The organism is Streptomyces subrutilus, from assembly GCF_001746425.1.
In the GTDB taxonomy this organism is placed as follows: domain Bacteria; phylum Actinomycetota; class Actinomycetes; order Streptomycetales; family Streptomycetaceae; genus Streptomyces; species Streptomyces subrutilus_A.
Window position 1 is genome coordinate 3,890,529 of record NZ_MEHK01000001.1, and the last position, 24,801, is coordinate 3,915,329.

The 24,801-nt window shown below is 71.8% G+C and carries 22 protein-coding genes, 1 tRNA gene and 1 pseudogene; 17 read left to right on the forward strand and 7 right to left on the reverse strand.

Translation table 11 applies throughout. The features are described 5' to 3' along the window. Window positions 1-38 precede the first annotated feature (38 nt). Complete coding sequence (locus BGK67_RS18485; RefSeq protein WP_069921128.1) at window positions 39-1,505, reverse strand: aminopeptidase P family protein; 1,467 nt, start codon at window positions 1,503-1,505, stop codon at window positions 39-41. A gap of 179 nt (window positions 1,506-1,684) precedes the next feature. Then, window positions 1,685-3,097 (reverse strand): PP2C family protein-serine/threonine phosphatase, encoded by a 1,413-nt coding sequence (locus tag BGK67_RS18490; RefSeq protein WP_167739581.1) that lies wholly within the window; start codon window positions 3,095-3,097, stop codon window positions 1,685-1,687. Window positions 3,098-3,639: 542 nt separating this feature from the next. Here BGK67_RS18490 and BGK67_RS18495 point away from each other — a divergent pair. Both BGK67_RS18495 and BGK67_RS18500 read left to right on the forward strand, forming a co-directional pair. Beyond that, entirely contained in the window at window positions 3,640-4,362 is a 723-nt protein-coding gene (locus tag BGK67_RS18495; protein WP_069921130.1) for a bifunctional DNA primase/polymerase, read from the forward strand. A gap of 134 nt (window positions 4,363-4,496) precedes the next feature. Then, window positions 4,497-5,081 (forward strand): hypothetical protein, encoded by a 585-nt coding sequence (locus BGK67_RS18500; protein ID WP_069921131.1) that lies wholly within the window; start codon window positions 4,497-4,499, stop codon window positions 5,079-5,081. 180 nt (window positions 5,082-5,261) lie between these two features. On the opposite strand, the gene BGK67_RS18505 is transcribed toward BGK67_RS18500, so the two are convergent. The 3 genes and pseudogenes from BGK67_RS18505 to BGK67_RS18515 all read right to left on the reverse strand — a co-directional run bounded on the left by BGK67_RS18505 (window position 5,262) and on the right by BGK67_RS18515 (window position 7,961). Next, on the reverse strand, window positions 5,262-6,236 hold the full coding sequence (locus BGK67_RS18505; RefSeq protein WP_069921132.1) for a DUF5926 family protein: 975 nt from the start codon (window positions 6,234-6,236) through the stop codon (window positions 5,262-5,264). A gap of 237 nt (window positions 6,237-6,473) precedes the next feature. Then, a pseudogene (locus BGK67_RS18510) lies at window positions 6,474-7,075 on the reverse strand (ATP-binding protein). An 85-nt stretch (window positions 7,076-7,160) separates the two neighbouring features. Further along, a complete protein-coding gene (locus BGK67_RS18515) occupies window positions 7,161-7,961 on the reverse strand; it encodes a glycerophosphodiester phosphodiesterase (protein WP_069921134.1) in 801 nt (266 codons plus the stop codon). Window positions 7,962-8,188: 227 nt separating this feature from the next. Here BGK67_RS18515 and BGK67_RS18520 point away from each other — a divergent pair, with 227 nt between their 5' ends. The 6 genes from BGK67_RS18520 to BGK67_RS18545 all read left to right on the forward strand — a co-directional run bounded on the left by BGK67_RS18520 (window position 8,189) and on the right by BGK67_RS18545 (window position 13,741). Then, the gene (locus BGK67_RS18520) at window positions 8,189-9,727 is read left to right on the forward strand and encodes a S1C family serine protease (RefSeq protein WP_069921135.1); all 1,539 of its coding nucleotides are present in this window, start codon (window positions 8,189-8,191) and stop codon (window positions 9,725-9,727) included. 93 nt (window positions 9,728-9,820) lie between these two features. Then, window positions 9,821-10,726, forward strand: coding sequence for a LysR family transcriptional regulator (locus tag BGK67_RS18525; protein WP_069921136.1), 906 nt, complete (start codon window positions 9,821-9,823; stop codon window positions 10,724-10,726). Window positions 10,727-10,805: 79 nt separating this feature from the next. Continuing rightward, window positions 10,806-11,354: a cysteine dioxygenase family protein gene (locus BGK67_RS18530; protein ID WP_069921137.1), complete on the forward strand. Its 549-nt coding sequence runs from the start codon at window positions 10,806-10,808 to the stop codon at window positions 11,352-11,354. Beyond that, the gene (locus tag BGK67_RS18535) at window positions 11,354-12,400 is read left to right on the forward strand and encodes a YeiH family protein (protein WP_069921138.1); all 1,047 of its coding nucleotides are present in this window, start codon (window positions 11,354-11,356) and stop codon (window positions 12,398-12,400) included. Before BGK67_RS18530 ends, BGK67_RS18535 begins: the two co-directional genes overlap by 1 nt. 256 nt (window positions 12,401-12,656) lie before the next feature. Continuing rightward, window positions 12,657-13,607, forward strand: a complete 951-nt coding sequence (locus BGK67_RS18540; protein ID WP_069921139.1) for a trypsin-like serine peptidase — start codon at window positions 12,657-12,659, stop codon at window positions 13,605-13,607. Between the two features lie 49 nt (window positions 13,608-13,656). Continuing rightward, window positions 13,657-13,741, forward strand: a tRNA-Ser gene (locus tag BGK67_RS18545). Between the two features lie 407 nt (window positions 13,742-14,148). Here the strand turns inward: BGK67_RS18545 and BGK67_RS18550 are convergent. Then, the gene (locus tag BGK67_RS18550; protein ID WP_069921140.1) at window positions 14,149-15,021 is read right to left on the reverse strand and encodes a helix-turn-helix domain-containing protein; all 873 of its coding nucleotides are present in this window, start codon (window positions 15,019-15,021) and stop codon (window positions 14,149-14,151) included. A 432-nt stretch (window positions 15,022-15,453) separates the two neighbouring features. On the opposite strand from BGK67_RS18550, the gene BGK67_RS18555 reads away from it, so the two are divergent. The 9 genes from BGK67_RS18555 (at window position 15,454) to BGK67_RS18595 (ending at window position 24,197) form a co-directional block, all read left to right on the forward strand. Then, on the forward strand, window positions 15,454-15,888 hold the full coding sequence (locus tag BGK67_RS18555; RefSeq protein ID WP_244291251.1) for a DUF6344 domain-containing protein: 435 nt from the start codon (window positions 15,454-15,456) through the stop codon (window positions 15,886-15,888). 606 nt (window positions 15,889-16,494) lie between these two features. Beyond that, complete coding sequence (locus BGK67_RS18560; RefSeq protein ID WP_069921142.1) at window positions 16,495-16,806, forward strand: hypothetical protein; 312 nt, start codon at window positions 16,495-16,497, stop codon at window positions 16,804-16,806. Between the two features lie 176 nt (window positions 16,807-16,982). Beyond that, on the forward strand, window positions 16,983-18,182 hold the full coding sequence (locus tag BGK67_RS18565) for an acyl-CoA dehydrogenase family protein (protein WP_069921143.1): 1,200 nt from the start codon (window positions 16,983-16,985) through the stop codon (window positions 18,180-18,182). Then, complete coding sequence (locus BGK67_RS18570) at window positions 18,179-19,144, forward strand: bifunctional MaoC family dehydratase N-terminal/OB-fold nucleic acid binding domain-containing protein (RefSeq protein ID WP_069921144.1); 966 nt, start codon at window positions 18,179-18,181, stop codon at window positions 19,142-19,144. The genes BGK67_RS18565 and BGK67_RS18570 overlap by 4 nt, the downstream gene beginning before the upstream one ends. Then, complete coding sequence (locus BGK67_RS18575; protein WP_069921145.1) at window positions 19,144-20,175, forward strand: acyl-CoA dehydrogenase family protein; 1,032 nt, start codon at window positions 19,144-19,146, stop codon at window positions 20,173-20,175. Before BGK67_RS18570 ends, BGK67_RS18575 begins: the two co-directional genes overlap by 1 nt. Continuing rightward, window positions 20,172-20,555 (forward strand): MaoC family dehydratase, encoded by a 384-nt coding sequence (locus BGK67_RS18580; RefSeq protein WP_069921146.1) that lies wholly within the window; start codon window positions 20,172-20,174, stop codon window positions 20,553-20,555. The genes BGK67_RS18575 and BGK67_RS18580 overlap by 4 nt, the downstream gene beginning before the upstream one ends. After that, window positions 20,552-21,718: a lipid-transfer protein gene (locus tag BGK67_RS18585; RefSeq protein WP_069921147.1), complete on the forward strand. Its 1,167-nt coding sequence runs from the start codon at window positions 20,552-20,554 to the stop codon at window positions 21,716-21,718. Before BGK67_RS18580 ends, BGK67_RS18585 begins: the two co-directional genes overlap by 4 nt. Before the next feature lie 134 nt (window positions 21,719-21,852). Continuing rightward, window positions 21,853-22,386, forward strand: coding sequence for a SigE family RNA polymerase sigma factor (locus tag BGK67_RS18590; RefSeq protein WP_069921148.1), 534 nt, complete (start codon window positions 21,853-21,855; stop codon window positions 22,384-22,386). 161 nt (window positions 22,387-22,547) lie between these two features. Next, window positions 22,548-24,197 (forward strand): long-chain fatty acid--CoA ligase, encoded by a 1,650-nt coding sequence (locus BGK67_RS18595; RefSeq protein ID WP_069921149.1) that lies wholly within the window; start codon window positions 22,548-22,550, stop codon window positions 24,195-24,197. A 23-nt stretch (window positions 24,198-24,220) separates the two neighbouring features. On the opposite strand, the gene BGK67_RS18600 is transcribed toward BGK67_RS18595, so the two are convergent. Next, window positions 24,221-24,796 (reverse strand): antibiotic biosynthesis monooxygenase, encoded by a 576-nt coding sequence (locus BGK67_RS18600; RefSeq protein ID WP_069921150.1) that lies wholly within the window; start codon window positions 24,794-24,796, stop codon window positions 24,221-24,223. Between the last annotated feature and the right edge of the window lie 5 nt (window positions 24,797-24,801).

A 24,801-nucleotide genomic window follows, 5' to 3' on the forward strand; every position in this document is an offset into this window, starting at 1 on the left:
CGCCCACCGTGGCGCCGCTGTCGCGCCGAGACCGCTCGTCAGCCCTTGAGGCGTGCCATCCAGGCCTCGACCTCGACCGAGGTGCGGGGCAGCCCTGCCGACAGGTTCCGGTTGCCGTCCTCGGTGACGAGGATGTCGTCCTCGATCCGGACGCCGATGCCGCGGTACTCCTCGGGCACGGTCAGGTCGTCGGCCTGGAAGTACAGGCCGGGCTCGACGGTGAGGCACATGCCCGGCTCCAGCGTGCCGTCGACGTAGGCCTCGGTGCGCGCGGCGGCGCAGTCGTGGACGTCCATGCCGAGCATGTGGCCGGTGCCGTGCAGGGTCCAGCGGCGCTGCAGGCCGAGCTCCAGGACGCGCTCGACCGGGCCCTCCAGCAGGCCCCACTCGACGAGCTTCTCGGCCAGGACGTGCTGGGAGGCGTCGTGGAAGTCGCGGAACTTGGCTCCCGGCTTGACCGCGGCGATGCCGGCTTCCTGGGACTCGTACACGGCGTCGTAGATCTTGCGCTGGATGTCGCTGTACGTGCCGTTGATCGGCAGCGTGCGCGTGACGTCGGCGGTGTAGAGGGAGTGCGTCTCCACACCGGCGTCCAGCAGCAGCAGGTCGCCGGAGCGGACGTCGCCGTCGTTGCGGACCCAGTGCAGGGTGCAGGCGTGCGGACCGGCGGCGCAGATGGAGCCGTAGCCGACGTCGTTGCCCTCGACGCGGGCCCGCAGGAAGAAGGTGCCCTCGATGTAGCGCTCGGAGGTGGCCTCGGCCTTGTCGAGGACCTTCACCACGTCCTCGAAGCCGCGGACGGTGGAGTCGACGGCCTTCTGCAGCTCGCCGATCTCGAAGTCGTCCTTCACCGCGCGGGCCTCGGAGAGGTAGACGCGCAGCTCCTCGTCGCGCTCCTTGGTCACCTTGTCGGTGAGGGCGGACTCGATGACGTGGTCGTGGCCGCGCACGTTGCGTACCGGCCCCTCGGCCTCGGTGAGGGCCTCGGCGAGCTCGCGGACGTCCTTGGCCGGGATGCCCAGGAGCTGCTCGGCCTCGGTGAGGGAGTGGCGTCGGCCGACCCACAGCTCGCCCTGGCCCGAGAGCCAGAACTCGCCGTTCTCGCGGTTGGAGCGCGGCAGCAGGTAGACGGTGGCCGTGTGGCCGGTCTCCCCGGTGGGCTCCAGGACCAGGACGCCGTTCTCGGTCTGGTCACCGGTGAGGTACGCGTACTCGGTCGAGGCGCGGAAGGGGTACTCGGTGTCGTTCGAGCGGGTCTTCAGGCGGCCGGCGGGGACGACGAGGCGCTCGCCGGGGAAGCGCGCGGACAGCGCGGCGCGGCGGGCGGCGGTGTGCGAGGCCTGGGCGATGGGCTCCAGCCCGCGCAGCTCGGTGTCGGCCCAGCCGGTGCGCATGCTCTCGGCGAGTTCGTCGCTGACGCCCGGGTACAGAGCGTTCTTGCGCTGCTTGTGCGTCTTCTTGGGCTGCTCTTCTTCCGGGGTCTCCGGGGTGAGCTCGTCAGCCACGTCTTTCTCCTCAGCTACGACGACAGGCACGGACCGGGGTGGGGCCCTTGTCCATCGTATGTGCGAGCACCCGGGGGCCCGTGTGCTTTATCGCACAAACGACCGTTTTGGTCGCGCAGGTCGCGCAGGTCGCGCCGGTCGCACCGCTCGCACCGTCGCCGTCACCGCACCGCCGGCGCTCACTCGAACCGGGCGGCGAGCAGGACGATGTCCTCGGGGAGATCGGCCGGGTCTCCTTCGGGCAGCACGGTCCGCAGGATGTGGTCGCAGAGGTCGGCCGGGTCCTCCCGGGCGGTACGGGGGACCGAGGCGGCCGCCGCGTGCAGCCGGGCATAGGCCCGGTCCATCGGGTCGCCGGTACGGCGCAGCAGCCCGTCCGTGTACAGCAGCACCGTTTCTCCGGGTGCGGGCTCGATCTCCACGCTCGGCGCCTCCCAGCAGGACAGCATGCCGAGCGGCGCGGAGAGCGAGGTCTCCACGTACTCGGTGCGGCGCTCGCCGATGAGCAGCGGCGGGGCGTGTCCGGCGCCGGCCAGGATGATCTTCCGCTGCGCGGGCTCGCAGTAGGCGAAGAGAGCGGTGGCCGAGCGCGCGGGCTCGGTGAGGCGCAGCAGCAGTTCCAGGTCGGACAGGACGGCGACCGGGTCCTCGCCCTCCATCACGGCGTAGGCGCGCAGCGAGGCCCGCAGCCGCCCCATCGCGGCGACGGCGCTGGGCCCCGAGCCGGTGACGGAGCCGACGGCCAGGCCCAGGGCGCCCTCGGGCAGCGGCAGCGCGTCGTACCAGTCGCCCCCGCCGTGCGGGTTGGTGTGGTGGCGGGCGGCGAGCTCGACCCCGGGGACGCGGGGGAGGCGGCTGGGCAGCAGTTCCTCGGTGACGGTGGCCAGGCGCGAACGGGAGCGCTCGACCTCCAGCATCCGGGCGAGGTGCTCGGCGGCGTGCCGTACGTACAGCCCGACGAGGTCGCGCTGGCGGTCGTTGGGCTCGGCCTGCTCGTCGTAGAGCCAGGCGGCGGCGCCGAGCCGGCCGGTGGCCTCGGCGGTCAGCGGGAGCGCGTAGCTGGCGGCGTAGCCCAGGCGGGCGGCCACCTCGCGGTGGCGGGGGGCGACGGGGGCAGCGAAGCCTCCGGTGCCGGGAGGCTCGCCGGGTTCGGGGAGCACCTCGGAGCCGCCGTGGGCGTCGGGGAGGCCGTCGAGGATGCGGCCGTAGGAGGTCGCGCTGCGCGGCACGGTCTCGATGTGGCCGAGGTCGGCGTGGCCGAGCCCGAGGCCGATCGTGTGCGTGGGGCCGAGACCGTCGGAGGGCTCCAGGACGATCAGGCCGCGGCGGGCGCCGACGAGCGCGGCGCCGGCGCGCAGGAACTCGTGGAGGGAGGACTCGAGATCCCCGGTGCGGGCCAGGCGCTCGGTCAGCTCGTGGAGGGTGGTGAGGTCCGAGACCATGCCTGCCAGCCGGTCCTGGATGAGACCGCCCGGGCCGGGTGCCGGGGCCGGGGCGGGGGTGGTCCGGGCGGGCGTGGGCGTCACAGTGTGCGGTGGCGGCGTAACCGTCGGATCGATTCCAGCCACTTTCGGCAGATGCGGGGCGCTCATGGCGTCCGCCTTTCCACCTGGTGCGATTCGCTATATAGCATCGCAAACCCCCAGATCGTGCTGCGCCGCCATCAAGGAATCCACATCTACACGCACACACGGATGCATGTCCAGCATTGTCCAGGTGGGAATCCTGGTGTCCGTGGGACGGCAACTCACTGTCCAGCCAAGGCTAGAACTTGGCCGGAAAAAGCCGGAAGGAGGCGGTTTTTGCGGTCGACTGGACGGGCTCCACAAGGGGTCCGGGTACGTAATCCGTAGTGTCCGGGGCCAGTTGGCGCCGCCCCGGCGCTGTGCTGCCACGATCTCGGCACTGCTGCGATGCTCTGTTTGACCTTCCCCGCAAGGCGCGGGAACCGACCTGGGGCGGCCGTCGTCCTTAGCGGCGGCAGCCGGTGCGGACTTACGTTCCATGACAAAAGCGCACGAACCGTATGAATCTGCATATGGCGGACAGTGACGCGAAACCTGTACGTGTGGTGATAGACCGCTTACATGGTGTGATGTGGCCCTCGGCGTTCAACGGAAAGGAACGAGCGCTCATGCGCGAGATCCTCGGAAGGCGTCTCCAGCGGCTCCGCGATCGCTTTCAATCCCTGCGCCCCACCCCGCGGCAGACCGGCAGGTCGCCGGCTCTCCTCGAAGCGGCGCTCACCTGCGCCACCCAATGGCAGTGGCCCGTACTGCCGGGCGTCGGCCGGTCCGCCACGGACGGCTCGCGCTGCGCCTGCCCCGACCCCGAATGTGTCGTCCCCGGCGCCCACCCCTTCGATCCGGGGCTGCTCGCGGCCACCACGGACCCCCGGATGGTGACGTGGTGGTGGACCAAGCGGCCCACCGCTCCTGTCCTGATGGCCACCGGGGGGACCGCTCCATGTGCGGTGAGCCTGCCGGCGGGCGCGGCTGCGGGGGCCCTCGTACGGCTCCACGCACAAGGCATGCGGCTCGGGCCGGTCGTGGCCACCCCCACGCGGTGGTCGCTGCTGGTGGCGCCGTATTCGCTGGAGCTGCTCGGCGAACTCCTCTACGCCAAGGATCACGTGCCCTCCTCCCTGCGCTTCCACGGTGAGGGCGGCTACCTCCTGCTGCCGCCTTCCGCCGCGTCCAGCGGCGGCCGGGTCCGGTGGGAGAAGGAGCCGTCTTCGGAGCCGGCCGGGCCGGGAGGCGCGCCGGAACTCTGGCTCCCGCAGGTGGAGGCGGTCGTGGACGCGCTGGTCGAGGCGAGCAGCGGCGCACCGGGCGGCGGCAGCAGGCTCGCCTACTGACCTGCCGGGTTCGGCTGGTCACCGGGCGGACGGCGCCGTGCGGATCACTCGTACGGGTGCCAGCGGGACGAGTTTCCCAGGGAATTGGGCGCGGGGCCCTCCGTGCCCCATTCCCGCATCGCTATCTTCGGCGAATGAATCTCCGCCTGATCGGTATCGGCGCCGGTGTGCTGGTCATCTTGTCGCTCCCGCTCGCGGGAGCGATCGCCGGACCGGAATTCGCCGGTCCGGATGACGGAAAAGGCGGCGGCTTGTTCTCGACCCTCGGGCTGTCGGACTCGTCACGGAGCTCTCCCACGCCCCCCGCGCGTGCGGCGGCGCCGACGCCGCAGGCGGCCGGGCCCGAACGGCCGGGCCCCATCGAGCAGCCCCGTACGGATTCCCGATGCGGCCCCGAGCTGTCCTCGCCCCACGGCGTGGAGGCGCAGACGTGCATCTTGGTGGGTGAGGGCCAGACGTGGGGCCGGAGTTACTACCGGAACACGAGCGGTCGCGCGCTGGATGCCGTGCTGACGGTGATGGGGCCGGCCGGGCGGACGGTGCAGATCCTCTGCGCGGTCGGCGCGGGCGACGAGCCGGGACTGTGCGAGACGCCGAGGGAGGACTCGGCCGGGGCGCCGGACAGCTACTCGGCCGTAGCGGAATTTGCAGTTCCTGATGATGAAGGGCGGCTGCTCCTGCGGTCCGGGAGCAACTCACCGGCACCCGCAGACGGTTGAGTACCGCCGAATTTTGAAGGCCCGGTCGCTGGCGACGGGGGATGCACCAGCGACCGGGCTACAAGAACGGTAACAAGAGATCGCCTGTACGCAAATTCGATCTCTGATATTCAGACACCGATTTGCAGACGGTTAGCGGGAGTTGTGACTCCTGTCACCGGCCCCGCGCGAGGGCGCGGGTCAGCTGAGGGTCACCTGTCGGTTGGTGAGCCCGCCGCGGGCCCGGCGCTCCTCCGTGGTCAGCGGGGCGTCCGAGGCCAGAGCCGTGGCCAGCCGTTCCGCGAACTCCCCCGCGGGCTTCTCGACGTCGTCGGCCGTGACCCCGGTGGGCAGGTCCCAGACGGGGACCATGAGGCCGTGCGCGCGGAAGGAGCCGACGAGCTTGGTGCCCTCGCCGAGCGAGGAGGTGCCGGCCGCGTGCAGCCGCGCGAGGGCGTCGAGCAGCTTCTCCTCGGGGTGCGGCATGACCCAGCGCAGGTGGTTCTTGTCCGGGGTCTCGCACCAGTAGGCCGCGTCCACGCCCGTCAGCTTGACGGTGGGAATGGCGGCGGCGTTGGCCCGCTCCAGCGAGGCGGCGATCTCCGGGGAAGCGCTCTGGGCGCTCTCCGATTCCGGAATCCAGAATTCGAAGCCGGTGTGCACAACCGGCTCGAAAACGCCGTCGGAGTCCAGGAGATCCTGAAGTCGCGGTCCGTCGGCCGGCACCCGGCGCGCCGGAACCGGCGTACCCGGCTCCGCCACGAGCGCCCGCTCGAGGGTGTCCGCCATGTCGCGGCCGAGGTCCCCGCTGGAGGAGTCGTTCTGCAGGCCGAGGAGGACGGAGCCGTCCTCGCGGCGCAGCGCCGGCCAGGCCATGGGGAGCACGGTGACCAGAGTGACGGACGGGACGCCCTCGGGCAGGCCGCCCTTCAGGGTCAGCGGAACGGTGGCGGCCGGCACCAGCTCGCGCAGTGCGACCCAGTCGCACTCGCCCGGCAGGCCCTCGAAGGGCCGCCGTACGTGCTCGGTGACGGCGTGCGCGGCGGCTGCGCCGTGGCAGGCCTTGTAGCGCCGCCCGGATCCGCAGGGACAGGGCTCGCGTGCGCCCACCACCGGGATTTCACCGTTGTTGAGCTGCGGCTTTGCGGTCTTGGCTGCGGGGCGCTTCTTGGCCATCGTGCGTGTCTCCCGGTTGCGGCGGTACGGCGTCGTGTCTGGGCGCGAGCCTAGCCGTTCGTACCGCCGGAACCGGTGGGGTGCGGCCGGGAGCACGGTCGGCGTGCGCTCCCGGACGGCCGCCTGATGCGATGTCCGGTACTGCTGTGTGCTGTGCTGCTCTTCGCCGGTTGGGGGATCCAGGTCACGGATCCTGATGGCGGATCCAGGTCAGGGATCCCGGGCTCGGCTCCTGGTTCACGGATCCAGGTCGTCGAAGGCCGTGCTGAAGTCGATCGCCGGGGGCGCAACGCGCGTAGCGAAATCCTCGTGCCGGGTCCCACAGGCAACGATCACCCAGACGGTGACCTCACCTGCCGCTCCATCCCGGACACCCCAGTCCTGGGCCAGCGCGCTGATGATGTTCAGCCCGCGGCCGCCCCGTGCGGTGACCGATGGCGTGGCCGGCACCGGGCGGGTGGGTCCGCCTCCGTCCGTGACCTCGACCGTCAGCCGCCCCGCCTTGTCGACGCGCCATGCGGCGCGTATCTCCCCGTCCCCGACTTCCCGCGCGCCCAGTGGCCGGCCGTGTCGGCAAGCGTTGCTGAGCAGTTCGGAAAGGATCAGTACGGCATCGTCCACGACCGATTCGGACACCCCGCTGATGCGCAGCTGTTCCCGCATCCGGTGTCTTGCCTCGCCCACGCCCGCAGGACCATGGCGTACGTCCATGCACGACGACGTGGGCACTTCCTGTGCCACCACCAACGCCACCCCCGGAACCTCCTTAGCCCCACGCATGGTCTGGATGCCCCAATGGCCTGGACCGGAAACCGTCGAAGCGGGGCCCTCTGACGCATTCGGACCGAGCGGATGCGGACCGGATGCGCCGGGGCACACCCTGTTACCGGCGGGGTGGGAGGGGTTGGTGGGCAAAAGGGGACGTCAGCGCCCCAGTTGGGACAGAACCTGACGTGGTCTGTTCGTGATGATCGCTTCCACACCCAAATCAGCGCAGAGCTGAACGTCTTGGGGGTCGTTCACGGTCCAGACGTGCACGGAATGGCCCGCGCCCTGCAGCCTGCGGATGTAGCCGGGGTGGTTGCGCACGATCCGCATCCCCGGGCCGGCGATCTTCACTCCGGCGGGCAGCCGGCCGTCGCGCATCCGCGGCGAGATGAACTGCATCAGGTACACGGTGGGGATCGTCGGGGCCGAGGCCCGCACCCGGTGCAGCGAGCGGGCGGAGAAGCTCATCACCCGCACGGGGTGTGGCCCCTCGGTGGCCGGGGCGTCCAGACCGAACCGCTTGAGCAGGAAGAGCAGGCGCTCCTCCACCTGTCCGGCCCAGCGGGTCGGGTGCTTGGTCTCGATCGCGAGGGCGACCGGCCGTCCGGCGTCGGAGACCAGCTCCAGCAGCCGTTCCAGGGTGAGGACGGAGGTGCGCTCGGGGTCCGCGTCCCAGTCCGGGGACTCCTCGCGGTCCTTCCAGGAGCCGAAGTCGAGGGCGGCGAGATCGGCCAGCTCCAGGGCGGAGACGGCGCCCCGGCCGTTGGAGGTGCGGTTCACCCGGCGGTCGTGGACCAGGACCAGATGCCCGTCGGCGGTCAGCCGGACATCGCATTCGAGGGCGTCGGCGCCGTCCTCGATGGCTTTGCGGTAGGCGGCCAGGGTGTGCTCGGGAGCGTCCTCCGAGGCGCCGCGGTGGGCGACGACCTGGATGGGGCGCGGCGTTGCGTGGGTCACTGGGTCATGGTGCCACCGACTGGCCCATCGGCGCCGGGGCCGGGTCCTGCGGATGCGTCCGGAATGCCGGATATAAAGAATGGCAGGAGATGCACAGGTCCGGCTTACAGTGCTCTGACGGGCCATGGGAAAGGCTTTGCCCAGGAACTTGTACGGCACGTCGAACGTTCAGTCGGCCCGATACGCCAAAGAATTTCAGCAGCCGTGTGTGACGAGGAGAGAGCGCTGTGAGCACCGAGAACGAGGGCACCGCGGCCCCCACCCCCCCCGCGGCCCCGTCCGCACCCCCTGCTCCGGCCACCGAGACGCAGGCTGCCGGACCGGTCCCCGCTGCCGAGCCGGTGACCCGGCCGCTGCCGCACACGGCGGCGCCGGGCACCGAGCCGACCCAGCAGATCCCGCCCGTACCGGAGCCCCCGGCGGCGGCTCCGCCCGTGGCTCCCGCCGCGGCTCCCGCGCCGGCCTATGGCCAGCCCCCGGCGTACGGCCAGGCCCCCGCGCAAGCCCCCGCCCCCGTCCCGGCCGCCCACGGAGCCGAGGGCTGGCCGCCCCCGCCGCCCACGGTGCCCGCGTACGGTGCCGGCGGCGGCCACGGCGGCGGTGCCTGGGGCGCCCCCCTCGGCGCGGACGGCACCCCGCCGGCCAAGCGGAAGGGCAAGGGCGGCCTGATCGCGGGCGTGCTCGTGGCGGCCCTCCTGGCCGGCGGCATCGGCGGCGGCGTCGGCTACTGGGCCGCCGACCGGAGCCAGGACGGCACCGGCTCGACCACGATCAGCGCGGGCAACACCCCGAAGGACCTCAAGCGGGAGGCAGGCTCCATCGCGGGCCTCGCCGCGGGCGCGCTGCCGAGCGTGGTCACCATCGAGGCCTCGGCCGGGGACGGCGACGGCGGCACCGGCACCGGGTTCGTCTACGACCAGCAGGGCCACATCCTCACCAACAACCACGTCGTGGCCTCCGCCGCGAACGGCGGGAAGCTCACCGCCACCTTCTCCGACGGCAAGAAGTACGACGCCGAGGTCGTGGGCCGGGCCCAGGGCTATGACGTCGCCGTCCTCAAGCTGAAGAGCCCGCCGGCCGGCCTCAAGCCGCTGCCGCTCGGCGACTCCGAGAAGGTCGCGGTCGGCGACGCCACCATCGCGATCGGCGCCCCCTTCGGCCTGTCCAACACGGTCACCACCGGCATCGTGAGCGCCAAGAACCGCCCGGTCGCCTCCGGGGACGGCTCCGGTGGCAAGAACTCGTACATGAGCGCGCTCCAGACGGACGCCTCGATCAACCCGGGCAACTCCGGCGGCCCCCTCCTCGACGGGCGCGGCGCCGTCATCGGCATCAACTCCGCGATCCAGTCGGCGGGCAACGGCGGCTTCGGCGGCGGCCAGGCCGGTTCGATCGGCCTCGGCTTCGCCATCCCGATCAACCAGGCGAAGAACGTCGCCGAGTCCCTGATCCAGACGGGCAAGCCGGTCTACCCGGTGATCTCGGTCTCCGTCGACCTCCAGGCCAAGACCGAGGGCGCCAAGATCTCCGAGCAGGGCGCGCCCGCCAACGATCTGGTGGACCCGAACGGCCCGGCCGGCAAGGCGGGTCTCAAGCCCGGCGACATCATCACCGAGTTCGGCGGCAAGCCGGTCGACAGCGGCCCGACGCTCATCAGCATGATCTGGACGTACAAGCCCGGCGACACGGTGAAGCTGACCTACCTGCGCGCCGGCAAGCCGACGACGGTCGACATCACCCTCGGCTCGCGGGTCGGCGACAAGTAGCGGGCGGCGCCTCGCGCGTCGGTGGCCGGTTGGGAGGGGCCGTAGGCGGGATTCCGCCTACGGCCCCTCCCAACGTCCGCTTATGCTTCACGGGTGTTCGATTCCCGGCACATACGGACGTTCCACACCGTGGTCGCCTCCGGCTCCTACTCGGCGGCCGCCCGCGCGTTGGGGTACACCCAGCCCGCCATCACCCAGCAGATGAAGGCGCTCGAACGCGCCGTCGGGACCCCGCTGTTCACCCGCGTGGGCAGAAAGATGCAGCTCACCGAGGCCGGGAAGTCCCTGTCGCGGCACGCCGAGACCATCCTCGGCAGCCTCTCCGCCGCCGAGGCCCAGCTCAGGGCGTACACGCGCCTGCGCACGGGGCGCGTGCGGCTCTGCGGCTTTCCCAGCGCCAACGTCACCCTCGTCCCCGAGGCCCTGAGCGGGCTGGCCAAGGAGCACCCCGGCATACAGGTGGAGCTGCTGGAGGGGGAGCCGCCGGAGTCGCTGCGCCGGCTGGAGCGCGGGGAGTGCGACATCACCCTGGCCTTCACCTATCCCGGGCTGCACGAGGAGGTCCCGGAGGAGGTTGCCGAGGTCAGGCTGCTGGAGGACCAGCTGACGGTGCTGCTCCCGACCGGGCACCCGCTGGCCCGGCGGCGGGCCGTGCACCTGGCCGACCTGGCCGAGGAGCAGTGGATCGCGGGCTGCCCGCGCTGTCGGGCCAACCTCCTGCACGAGTGCGCCGAGCTGGGCTTCGTGCCCGACATCCGGTTCGCCACCGATGACAACCTGGTGGTCCAGAGTCTGGTCGGGCAGGGGCTGGGCGTGGCCATGATGCCCGCGCTGGTGCTGCCCTCCCTGTCGCTGAACCGGGTGTGCGGGCGGGCGCTCCAGCCCGCTGCCCGCCGCCACATCGCCGCCTACGTCTACCGCGACCACCTGCGCGTCCCGGCGACGGCGGTCGTACTCGACGCCTTGAAGAGCTCGGCCGCGAACCGGGTCGGCTGTTGACCAACCCATAAGCAGAGTTTGGGATTTCGCGTCACAACTGTCGTTGGACGTGATGAAACGGCAGCAGGACGCTGCCCTTATGACCACCACCACGCCGGCCCGTACGACCATGAGGATGGCCGCCCTCGTCAGTGAGATCCGCAGGGTCGTGGACCGGGGGCTGGCTCCGGACCTCACCGCATACCTGGTCGGCGAACGCCTCGCCCCGCATCTGGGTGCACCCGACCTGCTGACGCCGGCGCAGCAGGAAGGCGACCCGGAACGGTACCGCCAGCACGTGTTGCACGCCGAGTCCGACGGCAGCTTCTCGGTGGTGGCGCTGGTGTGGCTGCCCGGCCAGGAGACCTGCATCCACGATCACGTGGCGTGGTGCGTGGCCGGGGTGCACCAGGGCCAGGAGAACGAGCGCCGCTACCGGCTCTCGCCCGGGCCGGACGCGGCCCGGCTCGTGGCCACCGAGGAAGTGGTCAACGGACAGGGCGAGGTCTGCGGGTTCGCCCCGCCCGGGGACATCCACAAGGTGCGCAACTCCTGCCCTACGAAGGCGATATCGGTACACGTGTACGGAGCCGACGTTGCGAGGCTGGGCACCAGCATCCGTCGCGTCTACACGCTCCCCGTCGACTGATGGCGCTCCTCCACCGCCCCCAAGGTGTGGCGGTCCGGCATGTTTCACGTGAAACATCCACCGCCTGGCCCGGGTTGGCGGCGGCTGCGGGCGGCGCCTTGGCGGCCTGGTGCGTCCACCGGCTGCTACCCGCCGTCCCCATGCTGACCGCGTCGGTGGTCCTGGGCATCGCCGTGGCGCACTTTCCCGGCCTGCGGGGCCACGTACGCGGTACCGCCCGTCCCGGCCTCTCCCTGGCGGGGCGGAGGCTGATGCGGATCGGCATCGTCCTGCTGGGCCTCGGTCTGGGGCTGGACCAGGTCCTCCGGCTCGGCTGGGCGACCGTGGCCATGGTCGCCGCGGTGGTCGCGGCCACCTTCTTCGGCACCCTCTGGCTGGGTCGGCGCCTCGGACTCCCCGGCGACCAGCCCCTGTTGGTCGCCACCGGGTACTCGATCTGCGGGGCCTCGGCGATCGGTGCGGTGAGCGAGGTATCGGGGAGCGACGAGGAGGACGTGGCCTCCTCGGTGGCCCTGGTGACCCTGTGCGGGACGCTCGCCATCGCGGTGCTCCCCCTCCTGCAAGGGCCTCTGGGGCTCTCCGACCCCGCCTTCGGCCGGTGGGTCGGCGCGAGCGTCCACGATGTCGGCCAGGTCGTGGCCACCGCGCAGACCGCGGGACCGAGCGCCCTCGGCGAAGCGGTGCTGGTCAAGCTGATGCGGGTGGCACTGCTCGCACCGCTGGTCGCCGCCGTCGCCTTGTCCGTACGGGCCAGGCGGCGCGGGGTGCGCACGGCCTCGGGCCGCCGGCCGGCCCCGGTGCCGCTGTTCGTGGCCGGGTTCCTGGCCGCGGCGGCCCTGCGCGCCACGGGGGTCCTGCCCGGCCTGGCGCTGGAATGGGCGCACACCGCGCAGGAGGCCCTGCTCGCGGCAGCCCTGTTCGGCCTGGGGAGCGCCGTACACCTGCCGACCCTGGCCCGCACCGGCGGGCGGGCCGCGATGCTCGGGCTCGGGGCCTGGGTGGTCGTGGCGGGCGTCTCGTACGCGGGCGTACTGCTCACGGCGTGAGCGCGGAGAGGGAAGGGAGTTGGCCATTTCATGGCCGGAACCGACCGAACGTTCTGACTGCCCGCTGACAATGATGCGCGCCCGTGCCACTCTGCCCGACAAGCGCAGCCCGCTCAGCCCGCTCAGCCCGCTCAGCGCATACCGCACCGCACACACGGCACACACCGCACAGCCGATCCGCACCGACCGTTCTTCACCCCCACCTGCCCTGGGCCGACCGACAGGACCGGACCGGGCACGGCAGAAGGAGTCATGCGTGAATCGTCATCGCATCGCCGCATCCGTTCTCTTGTCGGCAGGCGCTCTGATCGCCGGGGTCCTGACCGCGGCCTCCCCCTCCGCCGCGGCGGACACCCCCGCGTCCTTCAGGCAGCAGCACACCCAGGGCTTCTGGACCGCCGAGCGGATGCGGGCCGCGACCCCGCTCGACATCACGGCGGTCCCCGGCGTCACCCGTGCACCCGTGGCGACCTCGGCCGCCCCCACCCGCATCGCCCCGACGGCCGCCTCCGCGTCCCCCACAGCCTTCCCGCAGGCGGGCGGGGCCTGGACGGGCGGCGGGGCGGTGGTGAAGACCTCGGGCCGGGTCTTCTTCACCATGGGCGGCCGGACCGCCTCCTGCTCCGGCGACTCGGTCACCAGCGCCAACGGCAGCACGGTCATGACGGCCGGCCACTGCGTGAAGTACCAGGGGGCCTGGCACACCAACTGGGTCTTCGTGCCGGCCTACAACAACGGCAGCGCGCCCTACGGCCAGTGGTCGGCCACCAAGACCTTCGCCACCGACCAGTGGGCCGCCAGCGAGGACATGAACATGGATGTCGGCCTCGCCGTCGTCGCCCCGCTGAACGGCCAGACCCTGAGCCAGGTCGTCGGCGCGCAGGGCATCCTCTTCAACGGCGGCTACAACAAGAGGATGTACTCCTTCGGCTTCCCCGCGGCGGCCCCGTACGACGGCACCAAGCTCGTCTACTGCAGTGGCAACAGCGGCAAGGACTTCCTGCTGACCAAGGACCACAGCCTGGGTTGCAACATGACGGGCGGCTCCAGCGGCGGCCCCTGGTTCCAGGACTTCAACGAGACCACCGGCCTCGGCACCCAGGTCTCGGTGAACAGCTTCGGCTACACCTTCCTGCCGAACCGGATGTACGGCCCGTACTTCGGCAACGAGGCGAAGGCGGCCTACGACAAGGCCCAGGCCGCCTGACCCGCAGCGGCCCCGCGACGCCCACCTGGCCGGTACTCTGTACCGGCCAGGTGGGTTGCCCGAGCGGCCTAAGGGAACGGTCTTGAAAACCGTCGTGGCGCGAGTCACCGTGGGTTCAAATCCCACACCCACCGCTTCGAGGTCAGGGAACTGACCGACCAGAGGGCGGGTCCCCGAACCGGGGACCCGCCCTCTGTCCTTCTCCTGGTCGGCGCCGGGATCCCCCGACTTCCCGGCGCCGACCAGTGCACATGGGTCACGAGGCGGCCGGGGCACGTCCGACCACGAGCGGGGGTCAGCGGCCGTTGGGGCCGCTCGCCCGGCGCCTGCGCCGGCGAGCGCCCAGAGCCCCCGCCAAGCCGATCAGGCCGCCTGTGATCGCCCCGGACACGAGGATGCGCAACAGGTCTTCCATCGAGTACTCCCCCTCCGGACCAGGTTCACCACGAGGCGTTCGCGGTGCTCGGGTGCCTGATCGCTACGAACGGGGACACTAGCGAGCGGCGGGCGGGTCTGGCTTGGACAAAATTGACCTCGCCGCTCACAGCGGCAGGGCTCCCTCCGCCAGGCGGGCGGCGGCGATCTGGCCGGGGGTGGTGCCGGCCAGCGCGCGGAACTCGCGGTTCAGATGAGCCTGGTCGTAGAAACCGCAGACCTCCGTCACCTCGGTGAGGTTCGCCCCCTCCCGGGTGAGGAGCCGCATGGCCCGGTGGAAGCGCAGCACACGGGCGGACATCTTCGGAGTCAGACCGACCTGTTCGGTGAAGCGGCGGATCAGGTAGCCCTGGCTCCACCCCACCTCGGCCGAGATCCGGCCGACCGGGATCGCCCCGCCGGCGAGGGAAAGCAGCCGCCACGCATGGCGCACCTCGGGCGCGGGATCCGGGCCGTGCTCGAGCCGGGCCGACAGGGCGAAGTCCAGCAGGTCGAACCGGGCTCCCCAGTCTCCGGTGGCTGCCAGCTGCTCCACCAGCAGCCCGGCATCAGGTCCGAGCACGTCGCTGAGCTCGACCACCCTGTTGGTCAGCTCGTTCATCGGCACGGCGAACATCCGGAAGGCGCCCAGCGGGGTCAACTCGAGCCGGATGGCCTCCTGGCCGCCGGGGTGGTCGCACACGCGCGGCCCGTCCTCCAGGCCCGCGACCAGAGAGCCGGTCACCTGGCTGTGCTGATCCGCGTCCCCGACCCGGCGGACCTGGGCGAACGGCTCGCCCAGGTTGATCACCACGACGGCCCGGCCGGTGGGAACCAGCCGCACCCGGTACGGCGAGGCCGCCGCGTCCCAGTAGCCGGCATAGCTGTGCACGAAGGGACGTAACCGGGGAGGCCACGGCCGGGTCACCCGCCACCGCCCGCGCAGCCGGGTCATCTCGACTCCCGGACCGGTCGTGCCCGCGCCTGCGACCACCGGCATATCCCTCTCCCTCCCGCGGCGACGTGCGCCCACGGCTCAGGGCCAATTGTGGGCCGAGGGGGCGCCGGCCGTCGTGGCCCGCGTCGGCAGGTGTCCACATCCCGCCCACCGCAGCGGGGCTGGTCCACGACCGGTCCCACGAGTCCCCCCGCCGGGGTGGCGACGCGCGACGCGCCCCTCGACTTGCCGGGGAGGCGCGTGCGTGCCGCTGCCGGATCAGTGCCCTGACATGGGAGGAAGGTGCAGGTCAGGAGTGTTCCTGGAGTCACGGTGGGGGCTCTGCGCCGCCGAAGACGACCCGGGGGACTGCGCCTTCCGAGTGGTGTTTGTCGGAAGATCGGCGCGGGTCGTGGGGGTGGTGCGGTTGCGGGCACATCATGACGAATGTATTCAGATCCGCCCGTCGGAACATCTCGAAACGAGGCACCCGTCATGGCTCAGCGCAGCACCCTCTCCTCGATCTGGACCTCGGTCCTGGCCGCCCTCGTGGCGCTCCTCACCTCCCTCGGTCTCGGCGGGAAGGCCGCTCCGGCCGCCGCCTCCGCACCGGCCCCCGCCGGCGGCGCCGCCCCCGCCGCCGCGGTGCGCCGCCCGGTGCTCGCCCCCCGGCGGACCTGGCGGGCGATGATGCGGGGCGGATCGCTGCCGCCGACCATCAAGCAGCGGATCCGCGCCGAGGCGCACGGCAAGACCCCGTCCGTCCGCCGCTCGACCACCGCCGCCGCCATGGGAGCCGGGCCGGAAGCAGCAGCCCGATCGCTGACCCGGGCCGGTGCGCAGGTCGGTGCGCAGGCCGGTCCCCAGGTCAGCGCCCAGGCCGGAGCCTCCGCCGGAACCGCCCGGGACGTGCTCGCGCTCGCCGCGTAGGCCCAGGCGGCGGTGTAGGTCTGGGCCTAACCAAAGGCCCGTACTCGTGACGCGTAACTCGTAACTCGCAACTCACAGCCGTACCTCAGCAGTCGCAGGACCGGATTCGACGGCGTACGCGCCGCCTCCGGGCAAAGCAGTACGAAGTGGCGCTGGAGCCCGGTCACACGTGACCGAGGATCGCGCCGTGTGGTGCCCCGGAGCGGGGCACCGAAGGAAATGCCCCGGCGGGCGCCGGGGGCGTGCAGGGGGCGCACAGCTTGGCATGGCAGGGCCGCAGGCCCGGGAGACGGTGGGGTTCCCGGACGGCGCGGCCCTTTTCGGCATGTCCGGGACGCGGCGTTCTTCTGGAACGGCTCATCCCTTGTGGGGCAGGGGTTGCAGGGGATTCCCGGGTGCTGATCTGGGGGCTCAAGGGGCGCGAAGGGGGTTTACCCGATGTTGGTCATACTTGCGGGGGAATCGATGAGTCCGTGGTGGTTCGCCGGGGATTCGGTGGGCAATTCTGATCTCGCGACGTCGTCAGCACGCAGCACGCAGCACGATTCGAGGCGGTCGGCCAACTGCCGTGAAGTAAGCCCCACTTCGGCTCTGGAGGATTCGGACATGGCAAGCATCCGTACCGCCCGCGTCGTCACCGCCGTCGCCGCGCTCCCCCTCGCCGTCGCCCTGTTCGGCGGGGTGGCCTCGGCCGACAACGGCTCCTTCGCGAACGACGGATCGAATGCGAGCGTCGCCGGCATCATCGGCAGCGGCGTGGGCGGCGACAACAACGGCAACTCGTCCACCTCGCAGCAGGTGGCGACCGGTTCCGGCGCCTCCAACCAGAACAACACCGCGCGGGTCAACGGCTCGGCCTTCACCGCGATCGACCAGTCCAACACGAACGTCGCCATCGACTTCCATCCCTGGTGGTAGCCGCGGCGTGAGCCGCTTCGACCGATGAGGGCGCCCGTGCGACCGGACCGGCTGGGGTCCGGTAGCGCGGGCGCCCTCGCGCATGTCCGCCCGGCGCCTCCCCGACCTTGACACCACCGGTAAATCTGACGGACAGTCAGGTTTACTCGATGATGTGACGCCGGGAGGACAGCGCCGTGCACCTCGCCCCGACCGAAGGCCAGTTGCGGCTGCGCGCCGAACTGCGGGAGTACTTCCAGGACCTGCTGCCGGACGGGGTCCCCGAGGACCCGGACCGCCAGCGCGAACTGCTGCGCCGCATCGGCGCCGACGGCCTGCTCGGTCTCGGCTGGCCCGTCGAGTACGGCGGCCAAGGGCGCGGTGCAGACGAACAGTTCGTCTTCTTCGACGAGGCCTACCGGGCCGGCGCCCCCGTCTCCATGGTCACGCTCAACACGGTCGGCCCGACCCTGATGAAGTACGGGACCCAGGAGCAGAAGGACTACTTCCTGCCCCGGATCCTCAAGGGCGAGATCGTCTTCGCCATCGGCTACTCCGAACCCGAGGCCGGCACCGACCTCGCCGCCCTGCGCACCCGCGCCGTCCGCGACGGCGGCGGGCGCGACGGCGTTGATCACGAAGGCGGCGAGCGCGACGGCGGCGGCGACTGGGTCATCGACGGACAGAAGATCTTCACCTCCAACGCCCAGAACGCGGACTGGATCTGGCTCGCCTGCCGCACGGACCCCGAAGCGCCCAAACACAAGGGCATCTCGATCATCCTGGTCCCCACCGCAGCCCCCGGCTTCTCCTGGACCCCCATCGACACCGTCGGCGGCCTCACGACCACGGCGACGTACTACGACTCCGTGCGCGTGCCCGCCGGCAACCTCGTCGGCCCCGAGCACGGCGGCTGGAGCCTGATCACCAACCAGCTCAACCACGAGCGCGTGGCCCTCGCCGCCATCGGCATGCAGGCCGAGGACTTCTACGAGGCGGCGCTCGCCCACGCCCATACCCCCGACCCGGTCACCGGCGAGCGCCCCGCCGACCTCCCCTGGGTGCGCTCCCGGCTCGCCGAGGCACACGCCCGGCTGGCCGCCGTACGCCTGCTCAACTGGCGCCTCGTCCAGGACGTGGGAGGCGGCACCCTGGCCCCCGGCGATGCCAGCGGGGTGAAGTTCCTCGGCACCGAATCCACCGTCGAGGTGTACCGGATGTGCCAGGAGGCGGTGGGCGAGGAGGCCCTCATCCGGGGACCCGAGGCCTTCGCGGGCGGCGAGCTGGAGCGGATGAACCGGGCCGCCCAGATCAACACCTTCGGCGGCGGGGTCAGCGAGGTCCAGCGGGAGATCGTCGCCATGATGCGGCTCGGCATGAAGGGGAGGAAGCGATGACCGCGGACGCCGCCGGCGCAGCCGAGGAGGCAGGGCGGTTCCACACCCTCCTCACGGCCTTCGAGGGGCAGCCCGCGGCCACCGCGGGCCGGGGCAAGGACCTGGTCAACGAGCCGATGATCCGCCACTGGTGCGAGGCGATGGGCGATGCGCATCCCGCCTACACCGGCCCGGACGCCATCGCTCCGCCCACCATGCTCCAGGCCTGGACGATGGGCGGTCTGTCCGGCCACTCGGACCGCTCCTCCGCCTACGACGAACTCCTCGCGCTCCTCGACTCCGCCGGCTTCACCTCCGTCGTGGCCACCGACTGCGAGCAGGAGTACCACCGCCCGCTGCGTCCCGGCGACGCGGTCACCTTCGACGCCGTCATCGAGTCCGTGTCGCCGCGCAAGACGACCAAGCTGGGCACGGGCCACTTCGTGACCACGCGGATGGACGTCCACGCGGGCGGGGAGCGCGCCGGCACCCACCGCTTCCGGATCCTCAAGTACGCGCCGGCCGCCCGGCCCCCGGCGCGGGAGCGGAAGCCCAACCTCCAGCGACCCCGCCCGGTGGTCAACCGCGACAACGAAGGATTCTGGGCCGGGGTCCGCGACCACAAGCTGCTGATCCAGCGCTGCACCGCCTGCGCCGCCCTCCGGTTCCCCTGGCTCCCCGGCTGCAACGCCTGCGCCTCCCCCGACTGGGACACCGTCGAGGCCTGCGGCGCCGGCACGGTGTTCAGCTACGTCGTCATGCACCACCCGCCGTTCCCCGCCTTCACGGCGCACGAGCATTCCGCTGCCGAGGGAGCCCCGTACGCCGTGGCGCTCGTCGAACTCGCCGAAGGGGTCCGCATGGTCAGCAACATCACCGGTGTCCCCTACGACAAGGTGCGCATCGGGCTCCCCGTCCACCTGGAGTTCCTGCGCGTCGACGACGGCCTCGAACTGCCCGTCTTCCGCGGGAGTGAGGGCTGATGGACTTCCACCCCACCGAGGAGCAGGCGGCCGCGGCCGGCCTGGCCGCCCGGATCTTCCGCGACCTCGCCACCCACGAACGCCTCGCCGCCGCCGGCACCGGCAGCGACGCCGACCTGTGGAAGGCCCTGACCGCCGCCGGTCTGATCGCCGCCGTCCCCGATGTCGGCCTGCTGGGACTGGTCCTGCTGCTGGAGGAACAGGGCCGCACCACCGCCCAGGTCCCGTACGCCGCCACCTGCGCGTACGGGATGCTCCCCCTGGCCGCGCACGGCAGCCCCGAGCAGCGCGCCCGGCTGCTGCCCGCCTTGGAGAGCGGCGAAGCGGTGGCCACCGGAGCCTTCCCGGCCCGCGGCCGGATCACCGCTGAGGGCGGCCGGCTCACCGGGCCCGCCCCCGCCGTGCCCTGGCTGCGCGAGGCCACGCACGTGCTGGTCCCGGACCGGGACCGGGGGCTGTGGCTCGTACGGACGGACGCGCCGGGGGTACGGACTTCCCCGGTGGAGACCACCGCCCCCTGGTCGGCGGGAACGCTGACCCTGGCCGGAGCCGAGGCGGAACGGATCGGCGGCGCACGGGCCCACGACGCGGTCCTCGCTGCCGCCCGGACCGCCTTCGCCGGGCTGCAGGCGGGCGTCTGCGCGGGCTCCCTCGCCCGCGCGGTCGAGTACACCTCGACCCGTGAGCAGTTCGGCAGGCCGCTCTCCACCAACCAGGGGGTCATGCTGCGCGCGGCCGACGCGTACATGGACACCGAGGCGATCCGGGTCACCGCCTACGAGGCGGCCTGGCGCATCGACGAGGGGCTTCCGGCGCACGAACACGTGCTGACGGCGGCCTGGTGGGCCTCGGAGGCGGGCAAGCGCGTCGTGCACGCGGGCCAGCACCTGCACGGCGGCATGGGCGCCGATCTGGACCATCCGGTCCACCGGCACTTCCTGTGGGGGCGCCAGTTGGACGCGTATCTGGGCTGCGGCAGTGAGCTGCTGGCCGAGCTGGGAGCTTCGATAGCCGAGGGGGAACGCGCATGAAGGTCGGCGACACACTGCCGCCGCTGGAGATCCCGGTCACCCGCACGCTGATCGTGGCGGGTGCGATCGCCTCCCGCGACTACCAGGACGTGCACCACGACGCGGCGCTGGCACGCGAGAAGGGCTCACCGGACGTCTTCATGAACATCCTGACGACGAACGGCCTGGTCGGCCGCTACGTCACCGACCAGCTGGGGCCGCACGCCGTGCTGCGCAAGGTGGCGATCCGGCTGGGCGCCCCCAACTACCCGGGCGACACGATGACCCTCACCGGCACGGTCATCGCCGTCGCCGGGACCACGGTCGAGATCCGCGTGGTCGGCGCCAACGGCATCGGCCACCACGTGACGGGAACGGTCATCGCGGAGGTGCCGGCATGAGCGTGCGCACGCGCGACGAGCTCGGCGGCCGCGCCGCCATCGTCGGTATCGGCGCCACCGAGTTCTCCAAGGACTCCGGCCGCAGCGAGCTCAAGCTCGCCGTGGAGGCCGTGCACGCCGCCCTCGACGACGCCGGCCTCACCCCCGCCGATGTCGACGGCATGGTCACCTTCACGATGGACACCAGCCCCGAGATCACCGTCGCCCAGGCGGTCGGCATCGGCGACCTGTCCTTCTTCTCCCGTATCCACTACGGCGGCGGCGCGGCCTGCGCCACCGTCCAGCAGGCCGCCCTCGCCGTCGCCACCGGGGTCGCGGAGGTCGTGGTCTGCTACCGCGCCTTCAACGAGCGCTCGGGCCGGCGCTTCGGCTCCGGAGTCCAGCAGCGCGAGCCCTCGGCCGAGGGGGCGGCGCTCGGCTGGTCGCTCCCGTGGGGGTTGCTGACCCCGGCCTCGTGGGTGGCCATGACGGCCCAGCGCTACCTGCACGCCTACCACCTCACCCCCGAGGTGTTCGGGCACGTCGCGGTCACCGACCGACGGCACGCCGCGAACAACCCCGCCGCGTACTTCCACGGCAGGCCCATCACCCTCGCCGACCACGCCGCCTCGCGCTGGATCGTGGAGCCGCTGCGACTGCTGGACTGCTGCCAGGAGACCGACGGCGGCCAGGCCCTCGTCGTCACCACGGCCGAACGGGCACGCGACCTGCGGCACGCGCCCGCCGTGATCGCCGCGGCCGCGCAGGGCGCCGGCCGCCGCCAGGAGGCCATGACCTCCTTCTACCGCGACGACCTCACCGGGCTGCCCGAGATGGACGTGGTCGCCCGCCAGCTCTGGCGCACCAGCGGACTGCGGCCCTCGGACATCGACGTCGGCATCCTCTACGACCACTTCACCCCCTTCGTCCTCATGCAGCTGGAGGAGTTCGGCTTCTGCAAGCCGGGTGAGGCCGGCGACTTCGTGGCCGCCGACGCGCTGCCCCTCAACACCCACGGCGGCCAGCTGGGGGAGGCCTACCTGCACGGCATGAACGGGATCGCCGAGGCTGTCCGCCAGCTGCGCGGCAGCTCCGTCAACCAGGTCGCGGGGGTGGAGCACGTACTCGTCACGGCCGGTACCGGCGTACCGACCTCCGGGCTGATCCTCGGAGCCGACGGCTGAGACCCGCCCACCGCGGGCCCCGCCTCCTCCACCTTCAGGGGGTGGGGTTTGCCCTACGCCTACAACCTGAGGCGGATCCCGCTTCGGCACTTGCGGCCGATCCCATGGCGGGCGGGCGCTCCTAGCGTGGAGCCATGACCACGCCTGTGTGCACGCTCGCCTCGCAGCCGACGCCGTACCCGTCGTTCTCGGCGTACGTACGGACCCGCGGCACGGTCCTGATGCGCACGGCGCGCTCCCTCACCGCGAATCCCTGCGACGCCGAGGACCTGCTCCAGACGGCCCTCACGAAGACGTACATGGCGTGGGACCGCATCGAGGACCACCGGGCCCTCGACGGCTACGTCCGGCGGGCCCTCGTCAACACCCGGACCTCCCAGTGGCGCAAGCGCAAGGTCGACGAGTTCGCCTGCGACGAGCTCCCGGAGACCGAGGAGGCGCCGGCCGCCGACCCCGCGGAGGCGCAGGCCCTGCGCGACGCGATGTGGCGCGCGGTGACCCGGCTGCCCGACCGGCAGCGGGCGATGGTCGTCCTGCGCTACTACGAGGACCTCAGCGAGGTGCAGACCGCCGAACTGCTGGGGGTCTCGGTCGGCACGGTCAAGAGCGCCGTCTCCCGTGCGCTGGGCAAGCTCCGCGAGGACCCGGAGCTCACGCCGGTCAGGTGAGGCCGGACGATGTTTCACGTGAAACCGGGCAACCAGGGGATGTTTCACGTGAAACACAGCGGCGGTTCTACCCCCGGGTAGTGACATGCCGACCGGTACGTGCGCAGAATCGGCAGCATCCGTAGCCGCCGCGGCGCCGCAGCGCTCACCGGGAGGACGCTTTGCTGAGCACCATGCAGGACGTACCGCTCCTCGTCACCCGCATACTCCAGCACGGGATGACGATCCACGGGAAGTCCCAGGTCACGACCTGGACCGGGGAGGCTGAGCCGCACCGCCGCAGCTTCGCCGAGATCGGTACCCGCGCCACCCGCCTCGCGAACGCCCTGCGCGACGAACTCGGGGTGCAGCAGGACGACCGGGTCGCGACCCTCATGTGGAACAATTCGGAACATATCGAGGCGTACTTCGCGATCCCGTCCATGGGCGCGGTCCTGCACACCCTCAACCTGCGGCTCCCTCCCGAGCAGCTGGTCTTCATCGTCAACCACGCCGCCGACCGGGTCGTGCTGGTTAACGGCACCCTGCTGCCCCTACTGGTGCCGCTGCTGCCGCACCTGCCGACCATCGAGCACGTCGTGGTCGCGGGCGTCGGCGACCGCTCCGCGCTCGCGGGCCTCGACGTACGCGTGCACGAGTACGAGGAGCTGCTCGCGGGCCGCCCCGGCACGTACGACTGGCCCGAACTGGACGAACGCCAGGCGGCAGCCATGTGCTACACCTCCGGCACCACGGGGGACCCGAAGGGCGTCGTCTACTCGCACCGGTCGATCTACCTGCACTCCATGCAGGTCAACATGGCCGAGTCGATGGGCCTGACCGAAAAGGACACCACCCTCGTCGTGGTCCCGCAGTTCCACGTGAACGCGTGGGGGCTGCCGCACGCCACCTTCATGACCGGCATCAACATGCTGATGCCGGACCGGTTCCTCCAGCCCGCGCCGCTCGCCGAGATGATCGAGCGGGAGAAGCCGACGCACGCCGCGGCCGTCCCCACCATCTGGCAGGGGCTGCTCGCCGAGGTCACGGCCAACCCCCGCGACCTGAGCTCGATGAAGCAGGTCACCATCGGCGGCGCGGCCTGTCCGCCCTCCCTGATGGAGGCCTACGACAAGCTCGGCGTCCGCCTCTGCCATGCCTGGGGCATGACCGAGACCTCCCCGCTGGGCACGATGGCGCACCCGCCGGCCGGGCTCAGCGCCGAGGAGGAGTGGCCCTACCGGATCACCCAGGGCCGCTTCCCGGCGGGCGTCGAGGCCCGGCTGGTCGGCCCCGGCGGCGACGTCCTGCCCTGGGACGGGGAGTCGGCGGGCGAGCTGGAGGTGCGCGGGGCCTGGATCGCGGGCGCCTACTACGGCGGGGCGGCTGGTGAACCCTTCCGGCCCGAGGACAAGTTCAGCGCGGACGGATGGCTCAAGACCGGCGACGTCGGTGTCATCAGCACCGACGGCTATCTGACCCTCACCGACCGGGCCAAGGACGTCATCAAGTCCGGCGGCGAGTGGATCTCCAGCGTCGAGCTGGAGAACGCGCTGATGGCTCACCCCGAGGTCGCGGAGGCCGCGGTCGTGGCCGTCCCCGACGACAAGTGGGGCGAGCGCCCGCTGGCCACCGTCGTCCTCAAGGAGGGCGCGAGCGTCGACTACGAGGGCCTGCGCGCGTTCCTCGGCCAGTCCGTCGCCAAGTGGCAGCTGCCGGAGCGCTGGACGTTCATCGAGGCGGTCCCCAAGACCAGCGTCGGCAAGTTCGACAAGAAGGTGATCCGCAAGCAGTACGCGGACGGCGCGCTGTCCGTCACGAAGCTGGACTGACCGCCCCCGGTCCCCGGCTTGCCTCAGTCCTTCGTGAGCCATGGCCGCAACAGCCTGCTGACGGCGGGCATGGCCACGTAGGTCATCAGGGTGCTGAAGACGACGGCGAAGGCCGCCGTCCGCACCACGAAGTGCAGATCCACCAGGTACGGCCCGAGCACCGCGTTGCCGGCCAGCGAGATCGGGAAGATGGCCAGCCCGGAGCTGATCGCCATCTTCCACCGCGGCGGCGCGGGCCGGGCCGTACCCGGCTTGGCGAACCACGTCTCCATGCCGTGCAGTTCGCGGCGGGCTATCTCCGTGTGGTGGTGTCCGAGGCAGTTCGAGAACCACTGCGCCCGCTCCGGGGAGTCCTGCCACCGCTGGAACGCCGCCTGATTGCGGAAGCGGTGGACCAGGAACCACGGCCCGCCGTCCCGCGCCGGGCGGAAGAGCCCGTACCCGAGGTGGTCCGGGAAACCCGCGGCCGTCTCCAGGATCCCGTGCGCCCAGGCCTCGAAGGTCTCCTCGTGCCCCGGCTCCACCTGCCGTGCGATCAGCAGGTTCACCTCCCCGTTGTCGGCGGGGACGGGGTGCTCGGTGGTGTGGGTCGTGGCCATCGGGC

Excerpts from the sequence above, each read along its gene's own strand:
- BGK67_RS18600 (WP_069921150.1), bottom strand. The coding sequence starts at position 24,796 with ATGGCCACGACCCACACCACCGAGCACCCCGTCCCCGCCGACAACGGG.
- BGK67_RS18495 (WP_069921130.1), top strand. The coding sequence starts at position 3,640 with ATGCGCGAGATCCTCGGAAGGCGTCTCCAGCGGCTCCGCGATCGCTTT.
- BGK67_RS18560 (WP_069921142.1), top strand. The coding sequence starts at position 16,495 with ATGGCAAGCATCCGTACCGCCCGCGTCGTCACCGCCGTCGCCGCGCTC.
- BGK67_RS18550 (WP_069921140.1), bottom strand. The coding sequence starts at position 15,021 with ATGCCGGTGGTCGCAGGCGCGGGCACGACCGGTCCGGGAGTCGAGATG.
- BGK67_RS18575 (WP_069921145.1), top strand. The coding sequence starts at position 19,144 with ATGGACTTCCACCCCACCGAGGAGCAGGCGGCCGCGGCCGGCCTGGCC.
- BGK67_RS18500 (WP_069921131.1), top strand. The coding sequence starts at position 4,497 with ATGAATCTCCGCCTGATCGGTATCGGCGCCGGTGTGCTGGTCATCTTG.
- BGK67_RS18570 (WP_069921144.1), top strand. The coding sequence starts at position 18,179 with ATGACCGCGGACGCCGCCGGCGCAGCCGAGGAGGCAGGGCGGTTCCAC.
- BGK67_RS18505 (WP_069921132.1), bottom strand. The coding sequence starts at position 6,236 with ATGGCCAAGAAGCGCCCCGCAGCCAAGACCGCAAAGCCGCAGCTCAAC.
- BGK67_RS18490 (WP_167739581.1), bottom strand. The coding sequence starts at position 3,097 with ATGAGCGCCCCGCATCTGCCGAAAGTGGCTGGAATCGATCCGACGGTT.
- BGK67_RS18590 (WP_069921148.1), top strand. The coding sequence starts at position 21,853 with ATGACCACGCCTGTGTGCACGCTCGCCTCGCAGCCGACGCCGTACCCG.
- BGK67_RS18580 (WP_069921146.1), top strand. The coding sequence starts at position 20,172 with ATGAAGGTCGGCGACACACTGCCGCCGCTGGAGATCCCGGTCACCCGC.
- BGK67_RS18530 (WP_069921137.1), top strand. The coding sequence starts at position 10,806 with ATGACCACCACCACGCCGGCCCGTACGACCATGAGGATGGCCGCCCTC.
- BGK67_RS18555 (WP_244291251.1), top strand. The coding sequence starts at position 15,454 with ATGGCTCAGCGCAGCACCCTCTCCTCGATCTGGACCTCGGTCCTGGCC.
- BGK67_RS18585 (WP_069921147.1), top strand. The coding sequence starts at position 20,552 with ATGAGCGTGCGCACGCGCGACGAGCTCGGCGGCCGCGCCGCCATCGTC.
- BGK67_RS18535 (WP_069921138.1), top strand. The coding sequence starts at position 11,354 with ATGGCGCTCCTCCACCGCCCCCAAGGTGTGGCGGTCCGGCATGTTTCA.